Source organism: Agrobacterium genomosp. 2 str. CFBP 5494, from assembly GCF_900013495.1.
GTDB classification, from domain to species: Bacteria; Pseudomonadota; Alphaproteobacteria; order Rhizobiales; family Rhizobiaceae; genus Agrobacterium; species Agrobacterium pusense.
The window spans coordinates 143,590-168,230 of record NZ_LT009718.1 but is presented as its reverse complement, the minus strand read 5'-3'; the positions used below and the strand labels follow the sequence as shown (position 1 = coordinate 168,230).

At 59.7% G+C, this 24,641-nt stretch carries 24 protein-coding genes; 11 read left to right on the top strand and 13 right to left on the bottom strand.

All coding sequences use genetic code 11. The features are described from left to right. The first annotated feature begins 266 nt into the window (after nt 1–266). A complete protein-coding gene (locus AGR2A_RS00775) occupies nt 267–1,013 on the top strand; it encodes a sulfite exporter TauE/SafE family protein (protein ID WP_006698271.1) in 747 nt (248 codons plus the stop codon). Here AGR2A_RS00775 and trmD read toward each other — a convergent pair. The 5 genes from trmD to ffh all read right to left on the bottom strand — a co-directional run bounded on the left by trmD (nt 995) and on the right by ffh (nt 4,695). After that, complete coding sequence (gene trmD, locus AGR2A_RS00770; RefSeq protein WP_035207958.1) at nt 995–1,693, bottom strand: tRNA (guanosine(37)-N1)-methyltransferase TrmD; 699 nt, start codon at nt 1,691–1,693, stop codon at nt 995–997. The genes AGR2A_RS00775 and trmD overlap by 19 nt on opposite strands. Nucleotides 1,694–1,696: 3 nt before the next feature. Next, nucleotides 1,697–2,263 carry a ribosome maturation factor RimM gene (rimM, locus tag AGR2A_RS00765; RefSeq protein WP_072495161.1) on the bottom strand — a complete coding sequence of 189 codons (567 nt, stop codon included), beginning with the start codon at nt 2,261–2,263 and terminating at the stop codon, nt 1,697–1,699. Between the two features lie 120 nt (nt 2,264–2,383). Beyond that, nucleotides 2,384–2,761 carry a 30S ribosomal protein S16 gene (gene rpsP / locus AGR2A_RS00760; protein WP_004443943.1) on the bottom strand — a complete coding sequence of 126 codons (378 nt, stop codon included), beginning with the start codon at nt 2,759–2,761 and terminating at the stop codon, nt 2,384–2,386. 33 nt (nt 2,762–2,794) lie between these two features. After that, nucleotides 2,795–3,112, bottom strand: a complete 318-nt coding sequence (locus AGR2A_RS00755) for a chorismate mutase (RefSeq protein ID WP_003505091.1) — start codon at nt 3,110–3,112, stop codon at nt 2,795–2,797. 11 nt (nt 3,113–3,123) lie between these two features. Next, nucleotides 3,124–4,695 (bottom strand): signal recognition particle protein, encoded by a 1,572-nt coding sequence (ffh, locus tag AGR2A_RS00750; protein WP_072495160.1) that lies wholly within the window; start codon nt 4,693–4,695, stop codon nt 3,124–3,126. A gap of 325 nt (nt 4,696–5,020) precedes the next feature. Between ffh and AGR2A_RS00745 the strand changes: the two genes are divergently transcribed. The 7 genes from AGR2A_RS00745 to AGR2A_RS00715 all read left to right on the top strand — a co-directional run bounded on the left by AGR2A_RS00745 (nt 5,021) and on the right by AGR2A_RS00715 (nt 12,469). Next, the gene (locus AGR2A_RS00745; protein WP_048902859.1) at nt 5,021–6,091 is read left to right on the top strand and encodes an MBL fold metallo-hydrolase; all 1,071 of its coding nucleotides are present in this window, start codon (nt 5,021–5,023) and stop codon (nt 6,089–6,091) included. 188 nt (nt 6,092–6,279) lie between these two features. Then, entirely contained in the window at nt 6,280–7,179 is a 900-nt protein-coding gene (dapF, locus tag AGR2A_RS00740; protein ID WP_072495159.1) for a diaminopimelate epimerase, read from the top strand. Beyond that, nucleotides 7,176–8,450, top strand: coding sequence for a tRNA (N(6)-L-threonylcarbamoyladenosine(37)-C(2))-methylthiotransferase MtaB (mtaB, locus tag AGR2A_RS00735; RefSeq protein ID WP_045533386.1), 1,275 nt, complete (start codon nt 7,176–7,178; stop codon nt 8,448–8,450). Before dapF ends, mtaB begins: the two co-directional genes overlap by 4 nt. Before the next feature lie 32 nt (nt 8,451–8,482). Beyond that, the gene (ftsY, locus tag AGR2A_RS00730; RefSeq protein ID WP_072495158.1) at nt 8,483–9,919 is read left to right on the top strand and encodes a signal recognition particle-docking protein FtsY; all 1,437 of its coding nucleotides are present in this window, start codon (nt 8,483–8,485) and stop codon (nt 9,917–9,919) included. Between the two features lie 2 nt (nt 9,920–9,921). Continuing rightward, complete coding sequence (locus AGR2A_RS00725) at nt 9,922–10,572, top strand: septation protein A (RefSeq protein WP_004443928.1); 651 nt, start codon at nt 9,922–9,924, stop codon at nt 10,570–10,572. Beyond that, nucleotides 10,569–11,165 (top strand): DUF2585 domain-containing protein, encoded by a 597-nt coding sequence (locus tag AGR2A_RS00720; RefSeq protein ID WP_004443925.1) that lies wholly within the window; start codon nt 10,569–10,571, stop codon nt 11,163–11,165. Before AGR2A_RS00725 ends, AGR2A_RS00720 begins: the two co-directional genes overlap by 4 nt. A gap of 122 nt (nt 11,166–11,287) precedes the next feature. Further along, nucleotides 11,288–12,469 carry a GGDEF domain-containing protein gene (locus tag AGR2A_RS00715; RefSeq protein ID WP_035207948.1) on the top strand — a complete coding sequence of 394 codons (1,182 nt, stop codon included), beginning with the start codon at nt 11,288–11,290 and terminating at the stop codon, nt 12,467–12,469. A 14-nt stretch (nt 12,470–12,483) separates the two neighbouring features. On the opposite strand, the gene AGR2A_RS00710 is transcribed toward AGR2A_RS00715, so the two are convergent. The 5 genes from AGR2A_RS00710 to ccmA all read right to left on the bottom strand — a co-directional run bounded on the left by AGR2A_RS00710 (nt 12,484) and on the right by ccmA (nt 15,602). Then, the gene (locus tag AGR2A_RS00710; RefSeq protein WP_072495157.1) at nt 12,484–13,089 is read right to left on the bottom strand and encodes a DsbE family thiol:disulfide interchange protein; all 606 of its coding nucleotides are present in this window, start codon (nt 13,087–13,089) and stop codon (nt 12,484–12,486) included. Further along, nucleotides 13,086–13,259 carry a heme exporter protein CcmD gene (ccmD, locus tag AGR2A_RS00705; protein WP_006698263.1) on the bottom strand — a complete coding sequence of 58 codons (174 nt, stop codon included), beginning with the start codon at nt 13,257–13,259 and terminating at the stop codon, nt 13,086–13,088. The genes AGR2A_RS00710 and ccmD overlap by 4 nt, the downstream gene beginning before the upstream one ends. A 3-nt stretch (nt 13,260–13,262) precedes the next feature. After that, entirely contained in the window at nt 13,263–14,024 is a 762-nt protein-coding gene (locus AGR2A_RS00700) for a heme ABC transporter permease (protein WP_006698262.1), read from the bottom strand. Between the two features lie 74 nt (nt 14,025–14,098). Continuing rightward, a complete protein-coding gene (gene ccmB, locus AGR2A_RS00695) occupies nt 14,099–14,758 on the bottom strand; it encodes a heme exporter protein CcmB (protein ID WP_072495156.1) in 660 nt (219 codons plus the stop codon). Nucleotides 14,759–14,960: 202 nt separating this feature from the next. Then, nucleotides 14,961–15,602, bottom strand: coding sequence for a heme ABC exporter ATP-binding protein CcmA (ccmA, locus tag AGR2A_RS00685; RefSeq protein WP_072495155.1), 642 nt, complete (start codon nt 15,600–15,602; stop codon nt 14,961–14,963). Nucleotides 15,603–15,871: 269 nt separating this feature from the next. On the opposite strand from ccmA, the gene acnA reads away from it, so the two are divergent. The 3 genes from acnA (at nt 15,872) to AGR2A_RS00670 (ending at nt 20,277) form a co-directional block, all read left to right on the top strand. After that, complete coding sequence (acnA, locus tag AGR2A_RS00680; RefSeq protein ID WP_072495154.1) at nt 15,872–18,565, top strand: aconitate hydratase AcnA; 2,694 nt, start codon at nt 15,872–15,874, stop codon at nt 18,563–18,565. 189 nt (nt 18,566–18,754) lie between these two features. Further along, nucleotides 18,755–19,495, top strand: coding sequence for a DUF1223 domain-containing protein (locus tag AGR2A_RS00675; protein ID WP_072495153.1), 741 nt, complete (start codon nt 18,755–18,757; stop codon nt 19,493–19,495). Between the two features lie 389 nt (nt 19,496–19,884). Beyond that, complete coding sequence (locus AGR2A_RS00670; protein ID WP_004443903.1) at nt 19,885–20,277, top strand: DUF2794 domain-containing protein; 393 nt, start codon at nt 19,885–19,887, stop codon at nt 20,275–20,277. Nucleotides 20,278–20,391: 114 nt separating this feature from the next. On the opposite strand, the gene AGR2A_RS00665 is transcribed toward AGR2A_RS00670, so the two are convergent. The 3 genes from AGR2A_RS00665 to AGR2A_RS00655 all read right to left on the bottom strand — a co-directional run bounded on the left by AGR2A_RS00665 (nt 20,392) and on the right by AGR2A_RS00655 (nt 24,616). Beyond that, nucleotides 20,392–21,129, bottom strand: coding sequence for a Bax inhibitor-1/YccA family protein (locus AGR2A_RS00665; protein ID WP_006698258.1), 738 nt, complete (start codon nt 21,127–21,129; stop codon nt 20,392–20,394). Between the two features lie 218 nt (nt 21,130–21,347). After that, nucleotides 21,348–23,909 carry an ABC transporter permease gene (locus AGR2A_RS00660; RefSeq protein WP_072495152.1) on the bottom strand — a complete coding sequence of 854 codons (2,562 nt, stop codon included), beginning with the start codon at nt 23,907–23,909 and terminating at the stop codon, nt 21,348–21,350. Further along, nucleotides 23,906–24,616, bottom strand: a complete 711-nt coding sequence (locus AGR2A_RS00655) for an ABC transporter ATP-binding protein (RefSeq protein WP_037090183.1) — start codon at nt 24,614–24,616, stop codon at nt 23,906–23,908. Before AGR2A_RS00655 ends, AGR2A_RS00660 begins: the two co-directional genes overlap by 4 nt. Nucleotides 24,617–24,641 lie beyond the last annotated feature (25 nt).

Below are 24,641 nucleotides of genomic sequence, written 5' to 3'. Positions count from 1 at the left end.
GTTAACCTCTGATTTCTTCTGAAACAGCCAGAGCGCTCAACGGTTGCCTATCGGTCGATTGCCTTCAGGCCATGCCTTGCGGCAGGAGCGGGTTCGCCATTCTTTGCTTGCGGTTAAAGGGGTAAACCCCAATTCCACGCGGGCACATACACGAGGATGCACCGTTTGTCATCCCTTCATGACAATTTTTATCAATTCTTCACCGCGCTCCGACAGTTGCGAAGCGGCTTTCGGCCGGATATGGCATGAAAACCTTGGGAGGGGCCATGTCCATATTCATCGTTCTCATGCTGTTTGCAACCGGCTTTCTGTCAGGTGTCGTCAATGCGATTGCCGGCGGCGGCACATTCCTGACCTTCGGTGCGATGACGCTGGCCGGCCTGCCGCCGATTGTCGCAAACGCCACGTCGGCGATCGTGCAGTTTCCGGGCTACGTCACGTCCGTCATCGCCTATGGGCCGGAGATACGCGCCCATTGGCGCGAGGCGATCCTTCTGTCGGCTGTTTCCGTCGTCGGTGGGCTGGGTGGATCGCTCCTGCTTCTGTCGCTCGACAACCCCTCCTTTCGTCAGCTGGTTCCATGGCTGCTTCTCGCCGCCACCGCCGTTTTTGCCGCCGGCCCGTGGCTCAGGCCGAAGGCAAGCACCGAGCGCTCTCCCGGCAATCTGCCGAGCCTCGTCTTCCAGGGGCTTGCCTCCATCTATGGCGGCTTTTTCGGCGCAGGAATGGGCATCATGATGCTTGCCATCCTCGGAATAACCTCGGGCGGAAGCTATCATCATCTGAACGCTTTGAAGAACCTGCTGTCGGTGGTGATCGCGGTCATCGCGATTACGATCTTCGTCAGCGGCGGTGTTGTCTCCTGGTGGGCGGCGCTCATCATGTTTCCCGCGGCAGCGCTTGGCGGCTATGCGGGCGTGCACACGGCGCGGCGGGTGCCGCAGTGGGTCATTCGCTGGCTGGTGATTGCGGTCGGGCTGGTGCTGACGGCTTATTATTTCGTCTCGACCTGAGGCTTCTCAAGAAGGTCGGGCCGCCTTTCCTTCGTCAGCTTCAGCGCCTGTTCATGACGCCATTTGTCGATGACGGCGTGATTGCCGGAGGTGAGAACGGCGGGGATATCGCGGCCTTCCCAGACCTGCGGGCGGGTATAATGAGGATGTTCCAGCAGCCCGCCCTCGAAGCTTTCATGCACGCCGGAAAGGTCATTGCCCATGACGCCCGGCAGGATGCGGACGACGGCGTCCAGCAGCGTCAGCGCCGCCGGCTCACCGCCGGAGAGGATGTAATCGCCGATCGACACCTCCTCCAGCGCGCGCGCCTCGATCACCCGCTGGTCGACGCCTTCAAAACGGCCGCAGACGATGATTGCGCCGTCACCCGCCGCAAGTTCGCGCACACGGTTCTGGGACAAAGGCTTGCCGCGCGGGCTCATCAGCAGGCGCGGGCGCGTGTCACCATTGGAAACGTGGTCGATGGCCGCGGCCAGGACATCGGGTTTCAGCACCATGCCAGCGCCGCCGCCTGCGGGCGTGTCATCGACGCTTCTGTGCCTGTCGGTGGCGAATTCGCGGATCTGCACGGCGTCCAGCGACCATTGTCCCCGCTCCAGCGCCTTGCCGGCCAGCGAATATCCGAGATGTCCCGGGAACATTTCCGGGTAAAGCGTCAGCACGGTAGCCTTGAAGGTCATCGGTTACTTCTTGCCGAACGGCCGTACGCCGGTTTCGTCCTTGTCGTCGGGATTGTCGATCAGGCCGGCGGCCATCGGATCGATAAGAATGCGTCCGGCTTCGAGGTCGATCTCCAGCACCGCCGCCTCTGAAAAGGGAATGAGGGCCGGGCGACGGCCCGCACCCTTCAGCTCCAGCAGATCACCCGCGCCGAAATCATAGACCGCACTGACGGCGCCATAACTCTTGCCTTCGGCATCAACTGCCTCCAGCCCTTCGAGATCGGCATAATAGAATTCGTCGTCATCAAGCTCGTCGTCGGGCAGATTGTCGCGTTCGATGAAGAGTTCGAGCCCATTCAGGCTTTCGGCCGCATTGCGGTCGTTGACGCCCCTGAAGCGCACAATGACAACGTTCTTGCCCTCGCGAATTTCCAGAATTTCAAAAATGCGGCCATCGGCGCTGACCAGATTGCCGTAATCGCCGAGCGCCAGCGGGTCATCAGTATATGTGCTGACACGGACTTCGCCACGCAGACCCTGCGCGCCACCGATTTTTGCCATGAGTATCGGGTTTTCCAGCTTTGCCATCGGGCCGTCCGTCTTCTGGTATTGGTTGCGTCAGCTTTAAGGTCTGTTGACGCCAAAATAAACAAAAAACGGGCGGCGTGGAAATCCACGCCACCCGTTCCTCAAAAGTTTCCGTGCAGATTATTCTGCAGCAGAGGCTTCCGCAGCGGCAGCGGCTGCATCTTCAGCCTTCTGCTTCTTTTCAGCAACGCGTTCCAGAGCGCGCTTGCCCGGCTTTGCCTTTTCCGGGTTGCTGCGAGCGGCGCGCTCGGCAAGGCCGGCTTCTGCGAGGAAGCGCAGAACGCGGTCGGTCGGCTGTGCGCCCTTGGCGATCCATTCCTTGATGAGGTCAGCCTTCAGCTCAACGCGCTGCGGGTTGTCCTTGGCAAGCATCGGGTTCCAGGAACCGACCTTCTCGAGGAAGCGGCCGTCGCGGGGCGAACGGGCGTCAGCAACAACGATCTGGTAATACGGGCGCTTCTTGGAACCACCGCGTGCGAGACGAATTTTGAGTGCCATGTCATTTACTCCTTAGGATGGCTTGTCCGCCTTTCAGGCGGTCTTTTCTGTGCCGCCATGTTCGGCGGCGATTGCTTCATGATGCCGGATGACTTCCTTGATGATGAAGTTCAGGAACTTCTCGGCGAAATCCGGGTCCAGATTGGCGTCCTTTGCCAGGTGGCGAAGGCGTTCGATCTGGTATTCCTCGCGCGCCGGGTCTGCCGGCGGCAAATTGTACTTTGCCTTCAGCACGCCCACCGCCTTGGTACAGCGGAAACGTTCGGCAAGAATGTGAACCAGTGCGGCATCGATGTTGTCGATCGACTGGCGGTATTCGGAAAGCTGGGCTTTCACCTCTGTATTGTTCATTGGCGTCCCCCTCACTTCTTTTTCGGAAAGCCGGGAAGGCCCGGCATGCCGCCAAGACCCGGCAGCTTTGTGCCTCCGAGGCCCGGCAATCCGCCCGGCAGACCGCCAAGGCCGGGCATTCCACCCGGCTTGCCGAGGCCGGCGGCTTCCGCCTGCTTCTGGAGCGCTTCAAGCTGCTTCGGATCGATGTTGGACAAATCAGGCATGCCGCCGCCCATCATGCCACCGAGACCCATCTTGCCGGCAAGGCCGCCCATCATCTGCTTCATGATGCCGCCTTTGCCCTTGCCGCCCATGGCTTTCATCATGTCGGCCATGCCGCGATGCATCTTCAAGAGCTTGTTGATTTCGGCGGCATCGGTGCCGGAACCGGCGGCGATGCGCTTCTTGCGGCTGTGTTTCAGAATATCCGGATTGGCGCGCTCCGCCTTGGTCATGGAGGAGATGATGGCAATCTGGCGGTCGAACATCTTGTCGTTCATGCCGGCTGAAGCCATCTTGTCCTTCATGCCGGCCATGCCGGGCATCAGCCCCATGATGCCGCCCATGCCGCCCATCTTCTTCATCTGGGCAAGCTGGTCGGCCAGATCGTTGAGGTCGAACTTGCCCTTGGCCATCTTCTCGGCCATGGCGCGGGCTTTTTCCGCATCGATGTTTTCGGCGGCCTTTTCGACCAGCGAGACGATGTCGCCCATGCCGAGAATACGGTCGGCGATACGGCGCGGGTGGAACTCGTCGAGTTCGTTCATGCGCTCGCCGATACCGATCAGCTTGATCGGCTTGCCGGTGACGGCGCGCATGGAGAGGGCCGCACCGCCGCGGCCGTCACCGTCCATGCGGGTGAGAACAAGGCCGGTTATACCGACACGCTCATCGAAATTGCGCGCCAGATTGACGGCGTCCTGACCGGTCAGAGAATCCGCGACCAGCAGGATTTCATGCGGATTGGACTTCTTCTTGATGTCTGCCATTTCCAGCATCAAGGGTTCGTCGATGTGTGTGCGGCCGGCGGTATCGAGAATGACGACGTCATGCCCGCCGAGCTTTGCGGCCTGCACGGCACGTGCGGCAATATCCGTCGGCGACTGGCCGGCAATGATCGGCAGCGTGTCGACGCCGGTCTGGACGCCGAGCTGGCGAAGCTGCTCCTGGGCGGCCGGACGACGCGTGTCGAGAGATGCCATCAGCACCTTCTTCTTGTCGCGGTCGGTCAGGCGCTTGGCGATCTTGCCGGTGGTTGTTGTTTTACCCGAGCCCTGCAGACCTACCATCATGATGACGACGGGGGCGGTCGCATGAAGGTCGATCGAGACGCCTTCGGTGCCGAGCATTTCGACAAGCTCGTCATGGACGATCTTGACGACCATCTGGCCGGGCTTGATGGATTTCAGAACGGCCGCGCCGACGGCCTTTTCACGCACTCTGTCGGTGAAGGAACGTACGACTTCCAAGGCCACATCCGCTTCCAGCAGCGCACGGCGAACCTCGCGCAGGGCGGCGGCAACATCGGCTTCCGTCAGCGCGCCACGGCCGGTCAGTCCATTCAGAATGGAACCAAGGCGGTCCTGGAGGTTTTCAAACATCGTTTCTTCCTTCTTCGTTCCGGGTTTCCGAAACGTCGGTGCTTTCGCTGGCAAAAACAAGACGCAAAGCCAAAAAGCACCCGAGGGCGCATCGCGCTGTCGGGTGTTGACCTCCGGGATCTCTTTATACCTTTTCGGGTCCCGGTCGGCGGCTTGGAGTCGTGAAACTGCCAGCTGATGGGCGGGATAAACAGGAAAGTGCCGGAAAAGTCAAGGCAGCGTTGGTTTCCGCCCGACAAAGCCTGCATTTCATCTTTGCGTGATCGGTCGTCGGCCGCCAGAGGCGGTGCTTGAACGGCGCGATTCTGCTCCCTATACATTTGTCATGAACCGTCGAAAATTTTTCCGTTTTTCCGCTGTTGGTCTGCTCGCTCTGGCGGGCGGCGGCCTTTATGCCCGTCGTTCAAGCGCCAGCGCTTATTACAGCGGCCCTATCTCCGATCATTTCGACGGGATACGCTTTTTCAATCCCGGTGGTACGCCGCCCAGCAACTTCATGGGTCTGCTGAAATGGCGCTTCAACGGTGAACGCGCCAAGTGGCCGGAAAGCTATGCGAGCCCGTTTCCGTTTGCGAAACCGGACAGCCGGGTCGAGGGTAAAGACATGCGTGTCACCTTCATCGGCCATGCTTCCTTTCTTATCCAGACAGCGGGCCTGAATATTCTCGTCGATCCCGTGTGGTCTGAGCGCACCAGCCCCTTCAGCTTCGCCGGGCCCAAGCGCGTCAACCCGCCCGGTATCCGTTTTGAGGATCTGCCGCCCATCGATCTGGTGCTGGTAACGCATAATCACTACGATCATCTGGATATGGAGACGCTGAAGCGCCTGCATGTGGCGCACAAGCCGCTTTTCATCACGCCGCTCGGCAATGATGCCATCATCCGTACCGGCGTTCAGGCCGCGCGCATCGAGGTGGGCGACTGGGGTGATGTGATTGATGCCGGTGCGGTGAAAATTCACTTCGAGCCGTGCCATCATTGGTCGGCGCGTGGTCTGAACGACCGGCGCATGGCACTCTGGGCGGCGTTCGTCATCGAAACGCCGGGTGGGAAAATCTACCATATTGGCGATACCGGCTTTCACGAGGGCCTCAACTATCACGCCGCGCGCAAGAAGCATGGTGAGTTCCGCCTCGCCAACCTGCCCTTCGGCGCCTATGAGCCACGCTGGTTCATGAAGGGCCAACACCAGAACCCGGCGGAAGCCGTGGAAGGCATGGAGCTTTGCGGTGCGGCGCATGTCTGCGGCCACCATTGGGGTACGGTACAGCTGACCGATGAGGCGGTCGATGCGCCGCTCGCAGCCCTCAAGGTTGCGTTGAGCGAACACGGGGTGGAGGAGAGCCGTTTCCGGCCGATGCGCCCCGGCGAGGTTTTCGACGTGCCTTCTGCCTGACAGCCGCCCCGTTTGCGACGCAACAGTCTGGTAATTTGCCGGTGTTTCCGCCATGTTTTCGACGTGCCTTCTGCCTGACAGCCGCCCCGTTTGCGACGCAACAGTCTGGTAATTTGCCGGTGTTTCCGCCATATAGGGCGAAAGCACGGGAAAATCCCGTATGAAAAGCGGTTTTCAGGTTTAAAGCGATGGCGAACACGGTCGAATTTGCGAAGATGAACGGGCTTGGCAACAAGATCCTGGTTGTCAATATGCGCGGCCGACAGGATATGGTCACGCCAGAGGCAGCAATTGCCCTCAATGCCGATCCTGCCACCCAGTTCGACCAGATCATGGCCATCCACGATCCGCGTATCGCGGGAACGGATGCCTATATTGACATCCTCAACTGCGATGGCACCAAGGCGCAGGCCTGCGGCAACGGCACGCGTTGCGTGGTGCAGGCCCTGTCGTCCGAAACCGGCAAGACCAGCTTCACCTTCCAGACGGTCGCCGGTATCCTGAATGCCGTCGAGCATGAAGACGGCATGATATCGGTCGATATGGGGCTCCCGCGTTTCCGCTGGAGCGACATTCCGCTTTCTGAGGAATTCCACGATACCAGCCGCATCGAATTGCAGATCGGGCCGATCGATGCGCCGATCCTGCATTCGCCGGCCGTCATGTCGATGGGCAATCCGCACGCTATTTTCTGGGTTGATCGTGACCCGATGACGTTTGATCTCGAACGCTTCGGCCCGTTGCTCGAAAACCATCCGGTGTTTCCGGAAAAGGCCAATATCACGCTGGCGCAGGTGATTTCAGACAGCGCGCTTCGCACCCGCACCTGGGAGCGGGGCGCCGGGCTAACGCTTGCCTGCGGTTCGGCCGCCTGTGCTTCAGCTGTTTCCGCTGCCCGCACCGGCCGCACCGGCCGCAAGGTCAGCATCGATGTCGCCTCAAGCCCGATCCGCGTGCCGCTGACTATCGACTGGCGTGAAGATAACCACGTCATCATGACCGGCCCGGCCGAATGGGAATGGTCGGGCTCCGTCGATCCCATTACCGGCTTGTGGGCGCGGGATGCTGTCGAGCGGGGGGCTGTATGAGCGGGGTCGAGGTCATAACCTTCGGCTGTCGTCTCAACACCTATGAATCGGAAGTGATGCGGGCGGAGGCCGAAAAGGCCGGGCTTAACAATGCCGTGCTGGTCAATACCTGCGCGGTGACCGGGGAAGCGGTGCGACAGGCTCGTCAGGCGATCCGCCGCGCCCGGCGCGACAACCCACATGCGCGCATCATCGTGACGGGCTGTGCCGCCCAGACCGAGAAGCAGACCTTTGCCGAGATGCCCGAGGTAGACGCGGTATTGGGCAATGAGGAAAAGCTGAAAAGCGCCTCTTATCGCGCGCTGCCGGATTTTGGCGTTTCGGCGGAAGAAAAACTGCGCGTCAACGATATCATGAGCATCAAGGCGACCGCACCTCAGATGGTCAAGCACATAGACGGGCATGTGCGCGCCTTCATTCAGGTGCAGAACGGCTGTGATCATCGCTGCACCTTCTGCATCATTCCCTATGGGCGCGGCAATTCGCGCTCCGTGCCGATGGGTGCGGTGGTGGATCAGGCCCGCCGGCTGACGGAGAGCGGTTATTGCGAGATCGTGCTGACCGGCGTGGATGCGACCAGTTACGGCGCCGATCTGCCGGGTGAGCCTTCTCTTGGTTATCTTGCCAAGACATTGCTGAAGCAGGTGCCCGACATCCTGCGCCTGCGCCTTTCTTCCATCGACAGTATCGAGGCCGACCACCATCTGATGGATCTGATTGCCGGTGAGCCGCGTTTCATGCCGCATCTGCACCTGTCACTCCAGCATGGCGACGACATGATTTTGAAACGCATGAAACGCCGCCATTCACGTGCCGATGCCATCCGCTTCTGTCACGAGGTGCGGGCCCTCAGGCCCGATGTGGCCTTCGGCGCGGATATGATCGCCGGTTTTCCGACCGAGACTGAAGAGATGTTCGAGAACGCGGCGACGCTTGCGGAAGAATGCGGCATTTCCAACCTGCATGTCTTTCCCTACAGCCCGCGTGCCGGCACGCCCGCCGCACGCATGCCGCAGCTGGACCGAGCGCTTGTGAAGGAGCGGGCGGCGAGGCTTCGCGTGCGGGGGGAGTCGCTTAAGGTGGCGCATCTGCAAGGAATGGTTGGTTCGGTGCAGACCATTCTTGTTGAAAACAACGGTTTTGCCCATACGGACAATTTCACGCTGGTGGCGGCACCTGATCTTGCCCCGCGCACCCTTGCGCGGGTTGCGATTACCGGCCACAACGGCAAACATCTGAATATGAGGCTTCTGGCGGCAGATGCGGCCTGAGGCAGCGCAAGAAAAGAGACACGGGAACAACCATGGCCCTCGGCTTCATCAAAAAAGTCTTTTCGTTCGGCAAGGACAAGGCCGAAACGGAAGAGCGGCCACAAGAGAATGCTGCGCTTGAGCGCGGCAATGAAAACGCCTCTTTCGAAGCGGCGCTGAACGACGCCGAAGCGCATGATGCTGTCGACAGGGATCCTGTTTCCAAACTGGAGATGGAGACGGCCGGCGGCCCGGCCCCCGACGAGGCGGAAGATCTAGCCTCCTCCGGCGAGAATGAAGACGAGGACGCGCCGCTTCTTCCCGGTGCCGAGCTGTCCGGCGATATGGGCCTGGTGCCATTGTCGTTGCTACAGGCGGAAGCGGCTGCCGAGGAGCAGGTCGAGCCGACTCCGGAGGCTGCCGACGTCGTGCTTGATGCCGATGCGATGGATGCGCTGCTTGACGAGGCGGAAGCCGCGACCGCGCCTGAACCCATTGCGGTTCCACCAGCTCTGCCAAAGGGCTTTTCGTCCGCCAGCGAACGGCAGGAGCCTGCGCCTGCCGTAGCTGAGGTGAAACTGACATGGTTCCAGCGCCTGCGAAACGGGCTTGCCCGCACGTCTTCGCAGCTAACCACACAGATTTCGGCGCTTTTCACCAAACGCAAGCTGGATGAAGATACGCTCGACGAGCTGGAAGACCTTCTCATCCAGTCCGATCTCGGCGTCGAGACCGCCATGCGCATCACCGGCGCCCTGTCTTCGGAGCGTTACGGCAAGGATGTGAGCGGTGAAGATGTGGCGCGCATCATGGCGGGCGAGATCACCAAGGTTCTGAAGCCTGTTGCCAGACCTTTGGAACTCGATCTCTCGCACAAGCCGCATGTCATTCTCGTGGTCGGTGTCAACGGTACGGGCAAGACGACGACCATCGGCAAGCTCGCCGCCAAGCTTTCTGGCTCGGGCCTCAAGGTGATGCTGGCGGCCGGCGATACTTTCCGCGCGGCAGCGATTGAGCAGTTGAAGATATGGGCCGACCGCACCGGCTCGGACTTTATCGGCACCAAGCTTGGGGCAGATGCCTCGGGTCTGGCTTACGATGCCTATGAGCAGGCGCGGGCGCAGAAAAGCGATGTGCTCATCATCGATACCGCTGGCCGTTTGCAGAACAAGACGGAACTGATGGCGGAGCTGGAAAAGATCGTGCGCGTGCTCGGCAAGCTCGATCCGGATGCGCCGCACACCGTGTTACAGACTCTGGACGCAACGACGGGCCAGAACGCCATGAACCAGGTGGAAATATTCCGCAATGTTGCGGGCGTTTCGGGCCTGATTATGACAAAATTGGATGGCACGGCGCGCGGTGGTATCCTCGTCGCCATTGCCGCCAAACACAGGCTGCCGGTTTATTTCATCGGTGTGGGTGAAGGTGTTGACGATCTGGAGCCCTTCGAGGCGGAAGATTTCGCCAAGGCCATTGCGGGAGTTTGAGTATGGATATTGAAAGCAATTCCAAGGAAAGCGAAAAGATGGTGGCGGAAATCAGCCCGCTCCTGAAATTCGTGCTTGAGCTTGGCCCGCTCGTCGTTTTCTTTTTCGCCAATTCCCGCGGCGAATGGCTTGCCACCACTTTTCCGGTTCTAACAGAGTTCGGTGGCCCGATCTTCATCGCCACCGGCCTGTTCATGATCGCGACAGCGATTGCGCTCTCCGTTTCCTGGGTGCTGACGCGCAAGCTGCCGATCATGCCGCTGATTTCAGGCATCGTGGTCTTCGTGTTCGGCGCTCTGACGTTGTGGTTGCAGAACGACACTTTCATCAAGATGAAGCCGACCATCGTCAACACGCTGTTTGGCGTCATTCTGCTGGGCGGCCTGTTCTTCGGGCAGTCGCTGCTCGGTTACGTCTTCAATTCCGCCTTCAAGCTTACGGATGAGGGCTGGCGCAAGCTGACGCTGCGCTGGGGCATCTTTTTCCTCTTTCTGGCGGTGCTGAACGAGGTTGTCTGGCGCATGTTCTCCACAGACACCTGGGTGGCCTTCAAGGTCTGGGGCACCATGCCGATCACCATCATCTTCACCATGGCGCAGATGCCGCTTGTGATGCGCCATTCTGTCGAGCCGCTTGGCAAGGACGAAAAATGACAGTTGCGGAGATGCCGGCTTCCCGTTCGCGTTCGCTTAGATGGTTCGGCGTGGCCGCCGGGCTGCTTCTCCTGCAGATCATCATTCTCTACGCCATGGGCCGCATTCCGATTTGTGAATGCGGTTATGTTAAGCTGTTCGAGCCTGGCGTGAATACACCGGGCAACTCCCAGCACATCGCTGACTGGTACACCCCGTCACATATCATCCACGGCTTCCTGTTCTACTGGTTTGCGTGGCTGCTGTTCCGCAACAAGCCGCTTTCCATGCGGCTTTCCCTTGCGGTGCTGGTAGAGGCCGCGTGGGAAATTCTTGAAAACTCGCCCATCATCATCGATCGCTACCGAACCGCGACGATGGCGCTGGGGTACACGGGCGACAGTATCCTGAACTCGGCGATGGACACGGTTTTCATGGCGTTGGGTTTCTTCTTCGCCGCCCGTGCGCCGGTGTGGCTAACGGTGGTGGTCGCCATCTTCTTCGAGATATTCACCGGCTGGCTGATCCGCGACAACCTGACGCTCAACGTCGTCATGCTTGTCTGGCCTGTTGAAGCCATAAAGGAATGGCAGAACGCGCTCCCGCAAATGTGAACGGGGTTCGCCGACGTTGCAGTCCGAACGGCCCTGGAATCGCGCGATATATGCAGGCTTTCTTAAGGGCATTGCGGTAACATCCGGGTTCAAAGGCTCGTCTCTCCCTCCGGCAGAACCCATTGCAAGACAATTTCGCCTATCTTCTTCCCTTTATCATGCTGACATTCGGCGTGGTGTTTCTGTTCCTGCAGAGGACCGGGCAGGCTTCCGCCCGCTACTGGGGTATCGGATATCTTTCGGCGGCCTTTGCTTTTGCAACACCGCTGGTGCTTGGCGGGCTGCCTTTTGAAGTTCAGGCGATCCTTTCGAATCTGTTGTTCTTTTCCGCCTTCTTCCTCTATGGCCACGCGTTGCTCACCCATTTCGGGCGGCCGCTCTATACCAAGGCGCGGCTGTCGATCGTCGTGGTTGCGGTGTTGCTGGTTTCTTTCCATGTTTTCATCACGCCCGATCTGAAACGCGAACTCGTCATCGGCGATCTCGTTTGCGCCCTTTTGCTCGCGATCCCGGTCTGGCTCGTGCGAAAGCGCCCGGCTGCGCTTGCCGACAGGCTGATGGTGGGGATCGCCTGTCTCGTGGTGGTGGAGACGCTGGTGCGCATCGGCTTGCTGCTGGTGATGACGCCGGGAGGCTCGATGATCGAGCTCAGCGAGTTCTTCGAGTCGGATTATGCTTTCTACATGCAGCTTGCTGCGAGTATTTTTGGTTTCCTGCTCGCGCTTTCGGTGCTCGCGAGCCAGATTTCCGTCACCGTGGACCGGCATCAGCACGCGGCGGAGCATGACCCCCTGACGGACGTGCTGAACCGCCGTGGCTTCGACCGGCGTGTGCCCGACTTTCGTAATGATACGCCTGATGGCGCGGTGATTGCCTGCGACATAGACCATTTCAAGCGCATCAATGATGTCTACGGCCATGCGGCGGGAGATATCGTCCTCATCGGCCTTTCCGATCTTCTCACAAAAAATGCGCCCGAGGATGCGCTGGTAGCGCGTTTCGGCGGCGAGGAATTCGTGGTGTTCCTGCCCGGTCGGACGGCTGCTGCGGCCAGCCAGCTTGCCAATGGCATGCGGACAGGCCTGTCGTCACTGGATTGGCGCAGCCGGGGTGTGACCAGTCAGATCACGGCGAGCTTCGGTGTTTCCGCGGTCGCGAGGGGCGATCATTCCATTCACGACGCCATCAAGCGTGCTGATGACAGTCTTTATGCCGCAAAACGCGGCGGTCGCGATCAGGTGGTGCTGGAAGGCATGCGTCTGCCGGCGGAAGGCCCGCCTCTGAGGGTCGTTAACAAGGCGTGATGCCTTACGAGCGGTTATTTCCCGGCTGCGGCCGCAATGGCCGGTCGCAGGTCGCGCTCGACGCTGCGGGCATCGAAGGGGCCGACCTTTTTGTAAAGGATCGTGCCGTCCGCGCCGACCAGGTAACTTTCGGGAATGCCATACACACCCCAGTCAATCGCCGCCTTGCCGCTGGGATCGATACCTATGGCAGCAAAGGGGTTGCCGAGCTCGCCGAGGAAGCGCAGGGCATTGTCCGGCTTGTCCTTGTAATTGATGCCGACGACAGTGATGCGGTCGTCTTTCGCCAGTTCCTGCAACAGCGGATGTTCCTGCCGGCAGGGAATGCACCAGGAAGCGAAGACATTGACCAGTGTCAGCTTGCCCTTGATGGCGGCATCCGTCAGTGCCGGCAGGTTCGAACCTTCCAGTGGCGGCAGCGACAGGGTCGGCGCCCTGGTACCGATAAGCGCTGACGGTATGGCGCTGACATCCAGCCCGTTGACATCCTGATCATATAGCATCTTGCCGGCAACGAGGGCAAAGCCGCCGAACAGCAGCAAGGGAAGAAGCGCCAGCGCGTAACGTGCGCGGCCAGACGACCTGGATTTTGATGCGTCATTCTGGTTAGTCTGCGTCATTTGCCGTCACCAGCGGAACCGGCTCTTGTCCTGCGGCGCACGCCGGATGCTTCGAGTTCCTTCAGTTCCCGCTTGCGTGCCTGGCCGTCAACGACGACCCAGGCGATGAGACAGAGAACGACAAGGCCGGTCGCCGCATAGGACATGCCGATATAAAAGGCGTGTGTCATCCCTCAACCCTCCCGGTTCGCCATGCGAGCGGCAAGCCGGCGTTGCGCGGCCACGCGTCGGCGCCAGATTTCATTGCGCATGGCGGCGATATGCAGGGTGAAGAACAGCAACGTGAAACCGATCGCCATGGTCAGAAGCGGCCAGAGAAACTCCGCGTCGATGGCGGAGCCGCCCATCCGGATGACGCTTGCCGGCTGGTGCAACGTATTCCACCACTCGACCGAAAACTTGATGATCGGAATATTCACGAACCCGACGAGGATCAGCACCGCGCTGACGCGGGCGGCTCTGGATGGATCGTCCATGGCGCGGTTGAGTGCGATGAGCCCGAGATACATCAGGAAAAGCACGAAAACGGAGGTCAGCCGCGCATCCCACACCCACCAGGTTCCCCACATAGGCTTGCCCCAGAGCGAGCCGGTGATAAGTGCGATGAGCGTGAAGGCCGCGCCAATGGGGGCTGCGGCCTTATGGCTGACATCGGCTAGCGGATGGCGCCAGACGAGGGTGCCGATAGCGGATATTGCCATGACCGAATAACACATCATGGCCAGCCAGGCGGAGGGCACGTGCACATACATGATGCGCACCGTGTAACCCTGCTGGTAATCTCCTTCCGAGGTGAAGGACATGTAGAGGCCGGCCGCCAGCACCAGCGCGGTCAAACCGGCGAGCCATGGCAGGATGCGTGCCGCCAGCGCCAGAAACCGCGTGGGATTGGCGAGATCGCTGAACTTGGTGATGGAGAAAGTCTGCTCGTTCATGCCGTTTGTGTAACCCGAGAATGGCCGCCCCGCAATTGATCCCTGTCAACAGGGTATCGTGCGTTGCGGTTTCCTCAATCCATAACATTGCGCAGTGCCGAAGCGGCAAAGAAAGGGCCGGTCACGGCTGAAAATAACGTGATCGCGCAGAGAATGAGAAAGGGTGGCAGGAAAGGCGCCGGGTCCTGCACTGCCGCGTAGGAAGCGCTGACACCGAAGATCAGCACCGGAATGGCGAGCGGCAGGACGAGGATGGAGACCAGAAGGCCGCCGCGTGGCAGGGCAACGGCAACCGCCGCCCCTACCGCGCCGATGAAGGTGATGGCGGGAGAGCCGACGAGAAGGGTGAGCATCACCGCGCCGATTGCCACCTCGTCCATGTTCATGAACAGGCCGAGAAGGGGCGATGCCAGCACCAGGGGCAGGCCCGTTGATACCCAGTGCGCCAGGCATTTGACGAAGACGGTCAGCACCAGCGGCGTTTCCTGCATCAGGATGAGATCGAGGGAGCCGTCGTCGCGTTCGGCCTGGAACAACCGGTCGAGGCCGAGAAGGGCGGACAGAAGTGCGCCGATCCAGACAATGGCCGGGCCGATACGAGCAAGCAGGTTGAGATCGGGTCCAACGCCGAAAGGGATGACGGCAACCACTGTCATGAAGAACAGGACGCCGATCAGCGCGCCGCCGCCGGCGCGGATGGAGAGCTTGAGATCGCGGAGGAAGAGAGCGGTCATTGGGGCGACCTCGGTGGGTGTAGTTTACCCCCCTCTGTCCTGCCGGACATCTCCACCTCAAGGGGGGAGATCGACTCGCGGTTAGGTTTCGTCCAACTCAATGCTCGAGAATCGAGTGGCTGTAGCGCCTCTTGCCGATCTCCCCCCTTGAGGGGGAGATGCCCGGCAGGGCAGAGGGGGGTAAGCCGCGTGCACATCGCCATCACGCCCAAGCCTCCACGCCCGCGAACCCGGCCATTTGCAACTCCTGCGCCTTCTCCAGCCCCAAAGGCTGATGGGTTGCCGCCAGCACGATCCCGCCTTTTGCAAGATGGCCTTTCACAAGGTCGGTAAACATGTCGTCTGCCGCCCTGTCGAGCGCCGCAGTCGGTTCATCGAGAATCCATACCGGTCGCCATGCGACAAGGAGCTTTGCCATCGCGAAGCGGCGCTGTTGACCGGCGGACAGGTAACCGAAAGGCAGGTGGATAATGCTGTCAAGGCCGACACTCTCGGCCGCTTCGTCAATCGCTACGCCCGCCGCGCCATGAAAGTCTCCAAGGAAATCCTTCCAGAAGTGCAGGTTCTCGGAAACTGTCAGTTCCGTCTTCATCGCATTGCGATGGCCGAGATAATGGCACGCTTCCGAAGGTCGCATCTCGGCTTCTATTCCTTCGCCGGCTATCTTCACTTGCCCCCGCTCGGGTCGCAACAGACCGGCCACCGTGCGCAGCAGCGTCGATTTTCCCGAGCCGTTACGCCCGGTCAGCACCAGCGCCTCACCGTCGCTTAACTTGAAGGAAATGTTCATGAATATGAAATCTTCGCCGCGTCGCACGCCAAGATTTTCCGCCGTCAGATGCATGCTGCGGTTCCAATTAAAATTTGCCGTTCGATCATAAAAAAATCGATTAGCGTCGTGGAATGGTCTGGCACGTTTGTCTGAAATTATCTATATGGGTGTCAACACGCCAGCGGCCGGCGTGAACATCATCTTGCGCCGGACTTGACGATTGCGAGGAGCAATTTTCACGTGCGGACAGCGGAAATGGTCGTACCCGCATCCTGATGTGCATGAGTGCATAGGTGTCCGCACGAACGTGTTGGCTATCAGTGTAAGCGGGGTTTTTATCCATGCCCAAATCACTCGACAGTTTCAAATGTCGTTCCGTTCTTACCGTCGATGGTAAGGACTATGTCTATTTCAGCCTGCCCAAGGCTGAAGCCAATGGCCTGAAGGGCGTTTCCAAGCTGCCCTATTCCATGAAGGTCCTGCTCGAAAACCTCCTGCGTTTCGAGGACGGCCAGTCCGTTACCAAGGAACACATTCTGGCGGTTTCCGAATGGCTCAACAACAAGGGCCTCACTGAAAACGAAATCGCCTACCGCCCCGCCCGCGTTCTCATGCAGGACTTTACCGGCGTTCCTGCCGTGGTCGATCTTGCCGCGATGCGTGATGGTATCAAGGCTCTCGGTGGAGATCCCGAAAAGATCAATCCGCTGGTTCCTGTCGATCTCGTCATCGACCACTCCGTTATCGTTGACGAATTCGGTACGCCGAACGCTTTTGCCCGCAACGTCGAACTTGAATATGAGCGCAATGGCGAGCGTTACCGCTTCCTCAAGTGGGGCCAGCAGGCATTCAAGAACTTCCGCGTTGTTCCCCCCGGCACGGGCATCTGTCACCAGGTCAACCTGGAATATCTCGGCCAGACCGTCTGGACCAAGGAAGAGGACGGCGAGACCATCGCTTATCCGGATACCTGCGTCGGCACGGATAGCCACACGACCATGATCAACGGCCTCGGCGTTCTCGGCTGGGGCGTCGGCGGTATCGAGGCTGAAGCGGCCATGCTTGGCCAGCCGGTTTCCATGCTTCTGCCTGAGGTCATCGGCTTCAAGCTGACTGGCAAGGTGAAGGAGGGCGTCACCGCGACCGACCTCGTTCTGACCGTCGTGCAGATGCTGCGCAAGAAGGGCGTCGTTTCCAAGTTCGTCGAATTCTTCGGCCCCGGCCTTGATTCAATGTCTTTGGCCGACCGAGCGACCATCGGCAATATGGGCCCGGAATATGGCGCGACCTGCGGCTTCTTCCCGGTTGACAGCGAAACCATCAATTACCTGACGATGTCCGGCCGTACAAAGGATCGTATTGCCCTCGTGGAAGCCTACTCCAAGGCCCAGGACATGTGGCGCACCGGCGACGGTTCCGATCTTGTCTTTACCGACACGCTCGAACTCGACCTCGGCGACGTCGTACCGTCCATGGCCGGCCCGAAGCGTCCGGAAGGCCGCCTGCCGCTCGAAACCATCGCGCCCAATTTCGCGACGGCTCTCGAAAACGACTACAAGAAGCCCGGCCAGCTTTCGAGCCGCTACGCGGTGGAAGGCGAGGATTTCGATCTTGGTCACGGCGATGTGGCGATTGCCGCCATCACCTCCTGCACCAACACCTCCAACCCCTCCGTCCTCATCGCTGCCGGCCTTCTCGCCCGTAACGCTGTCGCCAAGGGGCTGACCTCCAAGCCATGGGTGAAGACGTCGCTTGCACCTGGATCACAGGTGGTTGCCGAATATCTCGACAAGTCGGGCCTTCAAAAGGATCTCGATGCGATCGGTTTCAACCTCGTTGGCTTCGGCTGCACGACCTGCATCGGCAACTCCGGCCCGCTGCCGGCGCCGATCTCCAAGACGATCAACGACAAGGGCCTGATTGCGGCCGGCGTTCTCTCCGGTAACCGCAACTTCGAAGGCCGTATCTCGCCTGACGTGCAGGCGAACTATCTCGCCTCTCCGCCCCTCGTCGTCGCTTACGCTCTTGCCGGTACGGTCCAGAAGGACCTGACCAAGGAGCCGATCGGCAATGATAAGGACGGCAACCCGGTCTATCTCAAGGATATCTGGCCGACCTCGAAGGAAATTCAGGAGTTCATCCTGAAATACGTCACGCGCGAGCTTTACGAGACGAAGTACGCCGACGTCTTCAAGGGTGATGCCAACTGGCAGGCCGTTCAGGTGCCGCCGGGTCAGACCTATGCCTGGGACGACAACTCGACCTATGTCCAGAACCCACCCTACTTCGTGGGCATGGGCAAGACGGGTTCGGGTCTCAAGAACATCAAGGGCGCGCGCGTTCTCGGTCTCTTCGGCGACAAGATCACTACCGACCATATTTCTCCGGCCGGTTCGATCAAGGCGGCATCGCCTGCCGGTGCTTATCTCACCGAGCATGGTGTCGGCGTTGCCGACTTCAACCAGTACGGCACACGTCGTGGCAACCACGAAGTGATGATGCGCGGCACCTTCGCCAACATCCGCATCCGCAACCACATGCTCGGCCCGAACGGCAAGGAAGGTGGCTACACCATTCACTATCCGTCCAAGGAAGAGATGTCGATCTATGACGCGGCCATGAAGTACAAGGCTGAGGGCGTTCCGCTCGTCATCTTTGCGGGTGTCGAATATGGCAACGGCTCATCCCGTGACTGGGCGGCCAAGGGTACCAACCTGCTCGGCGTCAAGGCGGTCATCGCGCAGTCCTTCGAGCGTATTCACCGTTCGAATCTGGTCGGCATGGGCGTCGTCCCCTTCGTCTTTGAAGAGGGAACGTCCTGGGCGAGCCTCGACCTCAAAGGCGATGAAATCGTTGAGATCGACGGTCTCGAAGGCGAGATCAAGCCGCGTGAAAAGAAGATCGCCAAGATCACTTACAGCGACGGCACGGTGAAGGAAGTTCCGCTTCTTTGCCGTATCGATACGCTTGATGAAGTGATCTACATGAACAATGGCGGTATTCTGCAGACCGTTCTGCGCGATCTGGCTGCGTAAAGCTTCGACAATCGAAGGCGCCGGGAGGAATCCCGGCGTCTTTCCGTTTCAAGTCGCTTGTTTTGTGATTGTCGCTCACCCCTTCGTGACTTTCTATTGAAGGGCGTTAGACGTTATTTTCCGGTTTGCATCCCGGCGGGATTGATCGCATCAATTCGTCTGGATCTCTTCCGGACAAAGGTTTTTGTAATGCCGCTGAAATTCCCCCTGTCGATATGTCTTCTCGGCACGTTGCTCGTCACCTCCGCGCAGGCGCAGGAGGCGGTGAAGGGCGTCGTCGAATTGTTCACATCGCAGGGATGTGCATCCTGCCCCCCGGCGGATGAGGCCCTGCGCAAGATGATCCAGAAGGGCGACGTCGTCGGTCTCTCCTATCATGTCGATTATTGGAACTATCTCGGCTGGACGGATTCGCTCGCATCCAAGGAAAATACCGAACGGCAATACGGTTACATGCGTGCACTCGGCCGCAACGGGGTCTACACGCCGCAGGCCATTCTGAACGGCCGTGACCACGTCAAGGGCGCGGATGTGCGCGGGATCTATGACAGGCTCGACTCGTTCAAGCGTGAGGGCAAGGGATTGAACGTGCCCGTCTCGTCAAAATTTGCGGGTGATGAGGTGGAGATCGATATCGGTGCCGGCAGCGGCAAGGCCGATGTCGTCGTCGCATATTTCACCCGGGAGCAGACCGTGGATGTGCAGAAGGGTGAAAACCAGGGAAAAAAAATGTCCTACTGGCACAGCGTTTATGACGTGCAGACGGTCGGCATGTGGGACGGTTCGCCGATGACGGTAAAGCTGCCGGCGAGCGTGGTCGCCAAGGTAAAAAAGGGCGGCTGCGCCGTGCTGTTGCAGACGGCGAATGCAAGCGGTGATCCCGCGGCGATTGTCGGTGCAAGTATTTTATTGGGGAACGAAACGCCATAATCGCCGATCTGGCGATTGAAGATCCGGTCCGGGCACTGGGGGCTGGGGGTAAAGGGTCAATGCACCGGACCGGGTCATCTTGGTGCCTAGGCATCAATTGACAATGCGACTATTCCACCCAATTCAGGCCATGGTTTGACCGAAATACGGCAGGCGCCCGTAAAATGGGTGCCTAAATGGTTACCGTTTTTACCCTGCTTTTGCGCGGGACGGTTTGTCGGTGATGTTGGGGCAGATGCTCGTTGTCGCATTGTTTTTCTGCCTGCAGAGCTTTCGAAGCCGAGAAACCCCATCTGGTTCCTGTGAGCGCCGTAAGTCGACGACACTTGCAATTTCGAGCCGCCAAGCTCACATTGATCTGATGATTTGGGTGGAATCGGAGGTACTGGATGACCGATCAACCGGATGTGCAGCAGGCTCAAACCGCTTCACGCGACAGCTCCACCGTTATCGATCTCCGTGAATACAAGAAGAACAAGGATCCATTGCCGGTGACCTTTCACCGCCGCGAGCTGGATGCGATTTTGCGCATTTATGGCCGCATGGTGGGAGAAGGGGAGTGGCGGGATTACGCCATCGATCATCTGAAGGAAAAAGCGGTGTTTTCCGTCTTTAAACGGTCGGGAGAAATGCCGCTCTACAGGATCGAAAAGAACCCCAGGCTGGCGGCGAAGCAGGGAGCTTACAGCGTCGTGAATGTGGATGGCCGCATTCTGAAGCGCGGCCACGAGCTGCCGCAAGTCCTCAAGGTTTTCGACAAGGTTTTGAAACTTATCGAATGAGCTCCAGTAACGTCAGTCTCCTGCCTTGACGGACGATCAGGCGCATTGAGCGAAATGAGGTAATAAAAAAGGCGACCCTGAGGTCGCCTTTCTTTTTCCGTAGGATCCAATCCCTTAGTCGTCGCGGTTCCCGAGGAACTGCAGGAGGAAGGTGAAGAGGTTGATGAAGTCGAGATAGAGCGTCAGCGCACCCATGATGGCCTTGCGGCCGGCGACGGCAACATCGTCAGCATCGAAATACATTTCCTTGATCTTCTGGGTGTCGTAGGCGGTCAGGCCTGCGAAGATCAGCACGCCAATCGCGGAAATCGCGAACTGCAGCGCGGAGGATGCAAGGAAGATGTTGACGATCGAAGCGATGATCAGACCGAACAGGCCCATGATCAAGAACGAACCCATGCCAGACAGGTCTTTCTTGGTCGTGTAACCGTAAAGCGAGAGCGCACCGAACGAGGCCGCGGTCACGAAGAAGGTCTGCACGATACTCTGGCCGGTGTAGACCAGGAAGATCGAGGAGAGCGAAACACCCATCAGCGCGGCGTAAACCCAGAAGGTCGTCTGCGCAGCGGAAACGCTCATGTTCTGGATGCGGAAGCTAAGGAAGAAGACCAGTGCCAGCGGCGCGAGCATCACGACCCAACGAAGCGGCGACGCGAAAAGCAGCTGCTGGACAGCCGGATTGGAAGCGGCGAGCGTATAAGTGCCGAACGCGGCAACGCCGGTGATGACCAGAGCCAGCGCCATAAGGTTGTAAACCTTGAGCATATAGGCGCGAAGACCTTCGTCGATCAGCGCACCAGACTGTGCACGCGTCTGCGCCATGCGGTTCTGGTAGTTATTAAAGTCAGCCATTGTTTCCTCTTTTGAGCTCCGTAATTGCTACGGTGTCGGGATACCTCCCGGGCGCCGCTGCGGAGCTTCAGCAAGCCTGCTCAAGAATATGATGGCAGAACGTGTTCGATACAAGGCCTTTTCCCGCCGAAAAGACACCGTATGCGCGAAAAGCGCTCACGTTTTGGCGATCATTACAAAGAATTAATCGTTAAAGTTAAGCGGCGCACAACCGATGATCATTCACCGGCCTGTCTGAGAACAGGCGCTGCCTTCTGCCCGAGAATCCGCCAGGTGCCGATGAGGCCGATGCCCACAGTCATCACAAGGGCGACGACAAGGGTTCCGATTGCCACATCCGGCAGGAAGCTGGAGGGTAGCTTCATGATGCGGGCGATCACGAACCATGCGGAGACACCGCCGGCGAAAAGCGCGAAGACGGCGGTGGCGAGACCGAGGATCATGTATTCATAGGAGAAGGCGCGTATGAGCAGGCTTCGCGTGCCGCCCAGCGTTTTCAGGATGACGGCGTCATGCGTACGGGCGCGATTGCCGGCCGCAAGCGCGCCGGCGAGAACCAGGACGGACGCAATGAGCGCAACGGCTGCGGCGGCGCGGATCGCGGTCGCGAGCTGGCCGACAAGCCGGTTGACGACGTCGAGCGCATCCTTCACGCGGACGCTGGTGATTGTGGGATAAGTATTGGTGATGGCGCGCAATATGCGGCCTTCGTCGGCCGCAGTTGCGGAAGGATCGGCAAGTGTTGCCAGCCAGGCATGGGGCGCGCCGCGGAAAGTATTGGGCGAAAACACCATGACGAAGTTGATCGACAGGGATTCCCATTCGACATTGCGCAGATTGGCGATCTTCGCCGTAATGCTGCGGCCAAGCACGTTGACGGTAACGCTGTCGCCAATCTTCAGGCCCAGATCACCCGCCTCTTTCGCTGCGAAGGAGACCAGTGGTTCGCCGCTATAATCCGGTGCCCACCAGGCGCCTTCCGTCAGCTTGGCATTTTCAGGAATGTTTTCGGAATAGGTGATGCCGCGGTCACCACGCAGCACCCATCGCCCGGACGAGGGTACGTCCATTTTCGTCACGTCTTCTCCGTTGAGAGCGAGGATGCGGCCGCGCAGCATGGGCACTTCCGTCAGGGTGCCATGCGGCGCTTCCTGTTTGAGAAGATCGCGGAAGCCTTGCACTTCGCTGCCCTGAATATCGACGAAGAAGAAATTCGGCGCCTTCTCCGGCAGGCTGTCCGTTAGTTCGCGGCGCAGGTTGCCGTCGATAAGCGTCAGCGTCACGAGGAGGGTCAGGCCGAGGCCGAGAGAAAGAACCACCGAGGGGGTGAGTGCGCCCGGTCGGTGAATATTGCCGATCGCCAGTCTCAGCGCAGCCGAATGAACGCGCGGACTGCGCTTGGCGATGGCCTTTACGCCGGAGGCGACCAGCCGCAGCACTACGAAGGCAAAGGCAATGGCCGCGAGGAAGACCGAGGCTATGAAACGGTCTTCCGCCGACAAGACAGCAAGGGCCGCAAGCGCCGCCAGAAGCGCACCGGTCGCGGTCAGATAAGGCCAGGACGGCCAGCTTCCCTCCTCGAAACCCTGTTCGCGGAAGAGCGCCGTAGCCGGCACCTCGCGTGCCTGACCGAGTGGTACGATGGCGAAGGCGAGTGTCGTCAGGAGGCCGAACAGGGCGGCGAGACCGAGCGCGCCGGGATAGAAGGCAAGTTCTTCCGGCACTGGCAGCACGCCTTCCAGAAACCGCATGGCGATGAGTGGCGCAACGGCACCGACCACAAGCCCGATGACAATGCCGACGGCCGCAATGAAGGCGATCTGGAAGAGATAGGTCATGGTGACCACGGAGGCCGGCGCACCCAGGCATTTCAGCGAGGCGATGGTAGTGCGCTTGGAATCCAGAAATGCGCGAACGGCATTGGCGACGCCGACACCGCCGACGATCAGGGCAGTGAGGCCAACCAGCGTCAGAAACTGCGAGAACCTGTTGACGTTTTCGGTGAGCGACGGGGCAGCCCGGTCGCTGGTGCGGATCGACCAGCCGGCATCGGGAAACGCCTTGTTGGCTGCATCGGTCATTGCCGCCCGTGCTGCAGGGTCGTTCAGCTTGATCTTGTAGGCGTGTTCGACGAGACTGCCCGTCTGGACGAGACCAGAGGCGAAAAGGGCGTCGCGGCTGACCATCAGTCGAGGAGCAAAACCGAAACCATCAGATAGGGCATCCGGCTCATCGATCACGGTGCCGTTCAGTTTCAACGTCACATTACCGAGCAGGATCTCATCGCCGACCTTGATTCCGAGCCGTTCCAGCAGAAGCGGCGCGGCAATCGCGCCATAGGTGTCGTCATTTCCGGCCAGAAGCTCGCTCAGCGGCCGGTTCGGCTCGGCCACGAACGTTCCATAGAGCGGGTAGGAGCCGTCAACGGCCTTTACTTCCGTCAGGGTCTGTTCTGAGCCATTGGCGAGGCGCGCCATGGAGCGTAGACCGGTGGAAACCGCGACGGTGCCGAGACTATCGAGGTAAGCGCGCTCTTCTGCCGTCACTTCCCTGTTGCGCAGCTCAAAACGCACGTCGCCTGCCAGTATGGACTGCCCCTCCGTGGCGATGGCGCTGGTGACCGCGCGCGAGACGGAATTGACGGCGGCGATGGCGCCGGTTCCAAGCGCGATGCAGGCGAGGAAGATGTAAAAGCCCCGCAGGCCGCCGCGAATTTCGCGCCGCGCGAGCCTTGCGGCGTTTCTGACATTTGCAAAAGACGGAAGAAAGATTCCGGTCATGCGGATACCGCCCGAGCCATCTGTGAGCGGGCGCTGTCGCCCTCGATTTCGCCGGAGCGGACCTTGATCTGCCGTGAGCATCGGGCCGCCAGCGAGGGATCATGGGTAACGAGGATCATCGTCATGCCGCGCTCGGCCTGTTTGGCAAACAGAAGATCGGCGATCTGTTTGCCCGTGTCGGTATCGAGGTTGCCGGTCGGTTCATCGGCTATCAATACGGCTGGCGACGGGGCGAGTGCGCGGGCGATGGCCACACGCTGCTGCTCGCCGCCGGAGAGCTGTCCGGGATAATGATTGAGGCGCTCGCCGAGACCGACAGCGACCAGTTCACGCTCGGCGATTTCGAACGGGTTCGGAACGTTTGCCAATTCCAGCGGCACTGCGACATTTTCCAGTGCGGTCATGTTGGCGATGAGGTGGAAGGACTGAAAAACGATGCCAATGTTGCGGCCGCGGAAATCCGCGAGCGCGTCCTCACCGAGCTCGTGCAGCGGCGTATCCGCAATGATGATTTCGCCGCTGTCGAGCCTCTCGAGCCCGGCAAGCACCATCAGAAGTGTCGACTTTCCCGATCCGGAGGGGCCGACGATGCCAACCGCCTCGCTCTCTCTGATTGAGAGATCGATGTTCTTGAGAACGTGGACGGAGGCGGCGGCATTGCCGAGCGTGAGGTCGGCTTTCTTCAGCTCTATGATGCTTTTCGTCACAATTCTCGTTCCTATATAGGGTGAT

Coding starts and splice junctions, on each gene's coding strand:
- AGR2A_RS00775 (WP_006698271.1), top strand. CDS start 267: ATGTCCATATTCATCGTTCTCATGCTGTTTGCAACCGGCTTTCTGTCA.
- trmD (WP_035207958.1), bottom strand. CDS start 1,693: ATGACCTTCAAGGCTACCGTGCTGACGCTTTACCCGGAAATGTTCCCG.
- rimM (WP_072495161.1), bottom strand. CDS start 2,263: ATGGCAAAGCTGGAAAACCCGATACTCATGGCAAAAATCGGTGGCGCG.
- rpsP (WP_004443943.1), bottom strand. CDS start 2,761: ATGGCACTCAAAATTCGTCTCGCACGCGGTGGTTCCAAGAAGCGCCCG.
- AGR2A_RS00755 (WP_003505091.1), bottom strand. CDS start 3,112: ATGAACAATACAGAGGTGAAAGCCCAGCTTTCCGAATACCGCCAGTCG.
- ffh (WP_072495160.1), bottom strand. CDS start 4,695: ATGTTTGAAAACCTCCAGGACCGCCTTGGTTCCATTCTGAATGGACTG.
- AGR2A_RS00745 (WP_048902859.1), top strand. CDS start 5,021: ATGAACCGTCGAAAATTTTTCCGTTTTTCCGCTGTTGGTCTGCTCGCT.
- dapF (WP_072495159.1), top strand. CDS start 6,280: ATGGCGAACACGGTCGAATTTGCGAAGATGAACGGGCTTGGCAACAAG.
- mtaB (WP_045533386.1), top strand. CDS start 7,176: ATGAGCGGGGTCGAGGTCATAACCTTCGGCTGTCGTCTCAACACCTAT.
- ftsY (WP_072495158.1), top strand. CDS start 8,483: ATGGCCCTCGGCTTCATCAAAAAAGTCTTTTCGTTCGGCAAGGACAAG.
- AGR2A_RS00725 (WP_004443928.1), top strand. CDS start 9,922: ATGGATATTGAAAGCAATTCCAAGGAAAGCGAAAAGATGGTGGCGGAA.
- AGR2A_RS00720 (WP_004443925.1), top strand. CDS start 10,569: ATGACAGTTGCGGAGATGCCGGCTTCCCGTTCGCGTTCGCTTAGATGG.
- AGR2A_RS00710 (WP_072495157.1), bottom strand. CDS start 13,089: ATGACGCAGACTAACCAGAATGACGCATCAAAATCCAGGTCGTCTGGC.
- ccmD (WP_006698263.1), bottom strand. CDS start 13,259: ATGACACACGCCTTTTATATCGGCATGTCCTATGCGGCGACCGGCCTT.
- AGR2A_RS00700 (WP_006698262.1), bottom strand. CDS start 14,024: ATGAACGAGCAGACTTTCTCCATCACCAAGTTCAGCGATCTCGCCAAT.
- ccmB (WP_072495156.1), bottom strand. CDS start 14,758: ATGACCGCTCTCTTCCTCCGCGATCTCAAGCTCTCCATCCGCGCCGGC.
- ccmA (WP_072495155.1), bottom strand. CDS start 15,602: ATGCATCTGACGGCGGAAAATCTTGGCGTGCGACGCGGCGAAGATTTC.
- acnA (WP_072495154.1), top strand. CDS start 15,872: ATGCCCAAATCACTCGACAGTTTCAAATGTCGTTCCGTTCTTACCGTC.
- AGR2A_RS00675 (WP_072495153.1), top strand. CDS start 18,755: ATGCCGCTGAAATTCCCCCTGTCGATATGTCTTCTCGGCACGTTGCTC.
- AGR2A_RS00670 (WP_004443903.1), top strand. CDS start 19,885: ATGACCGATCAACCGGATGTGCAGCAGGCTCAAACCGCTTCACGCGAC.
- AGR2A_RS00665 (WP_006698258.1), bottom strand. CDS start 21,129: ATGGCTGACTTTAATAACTACCAGAACCGCATGGCGCAGACGCGTGCA.
- AGR2A_RS00660 (WP_072495152.1), bottom strand. CDS start 23,909: ATGACCGGAATCTTTCTTCCGTCTTTTGCAAATGTCAGAAACGCCGCA.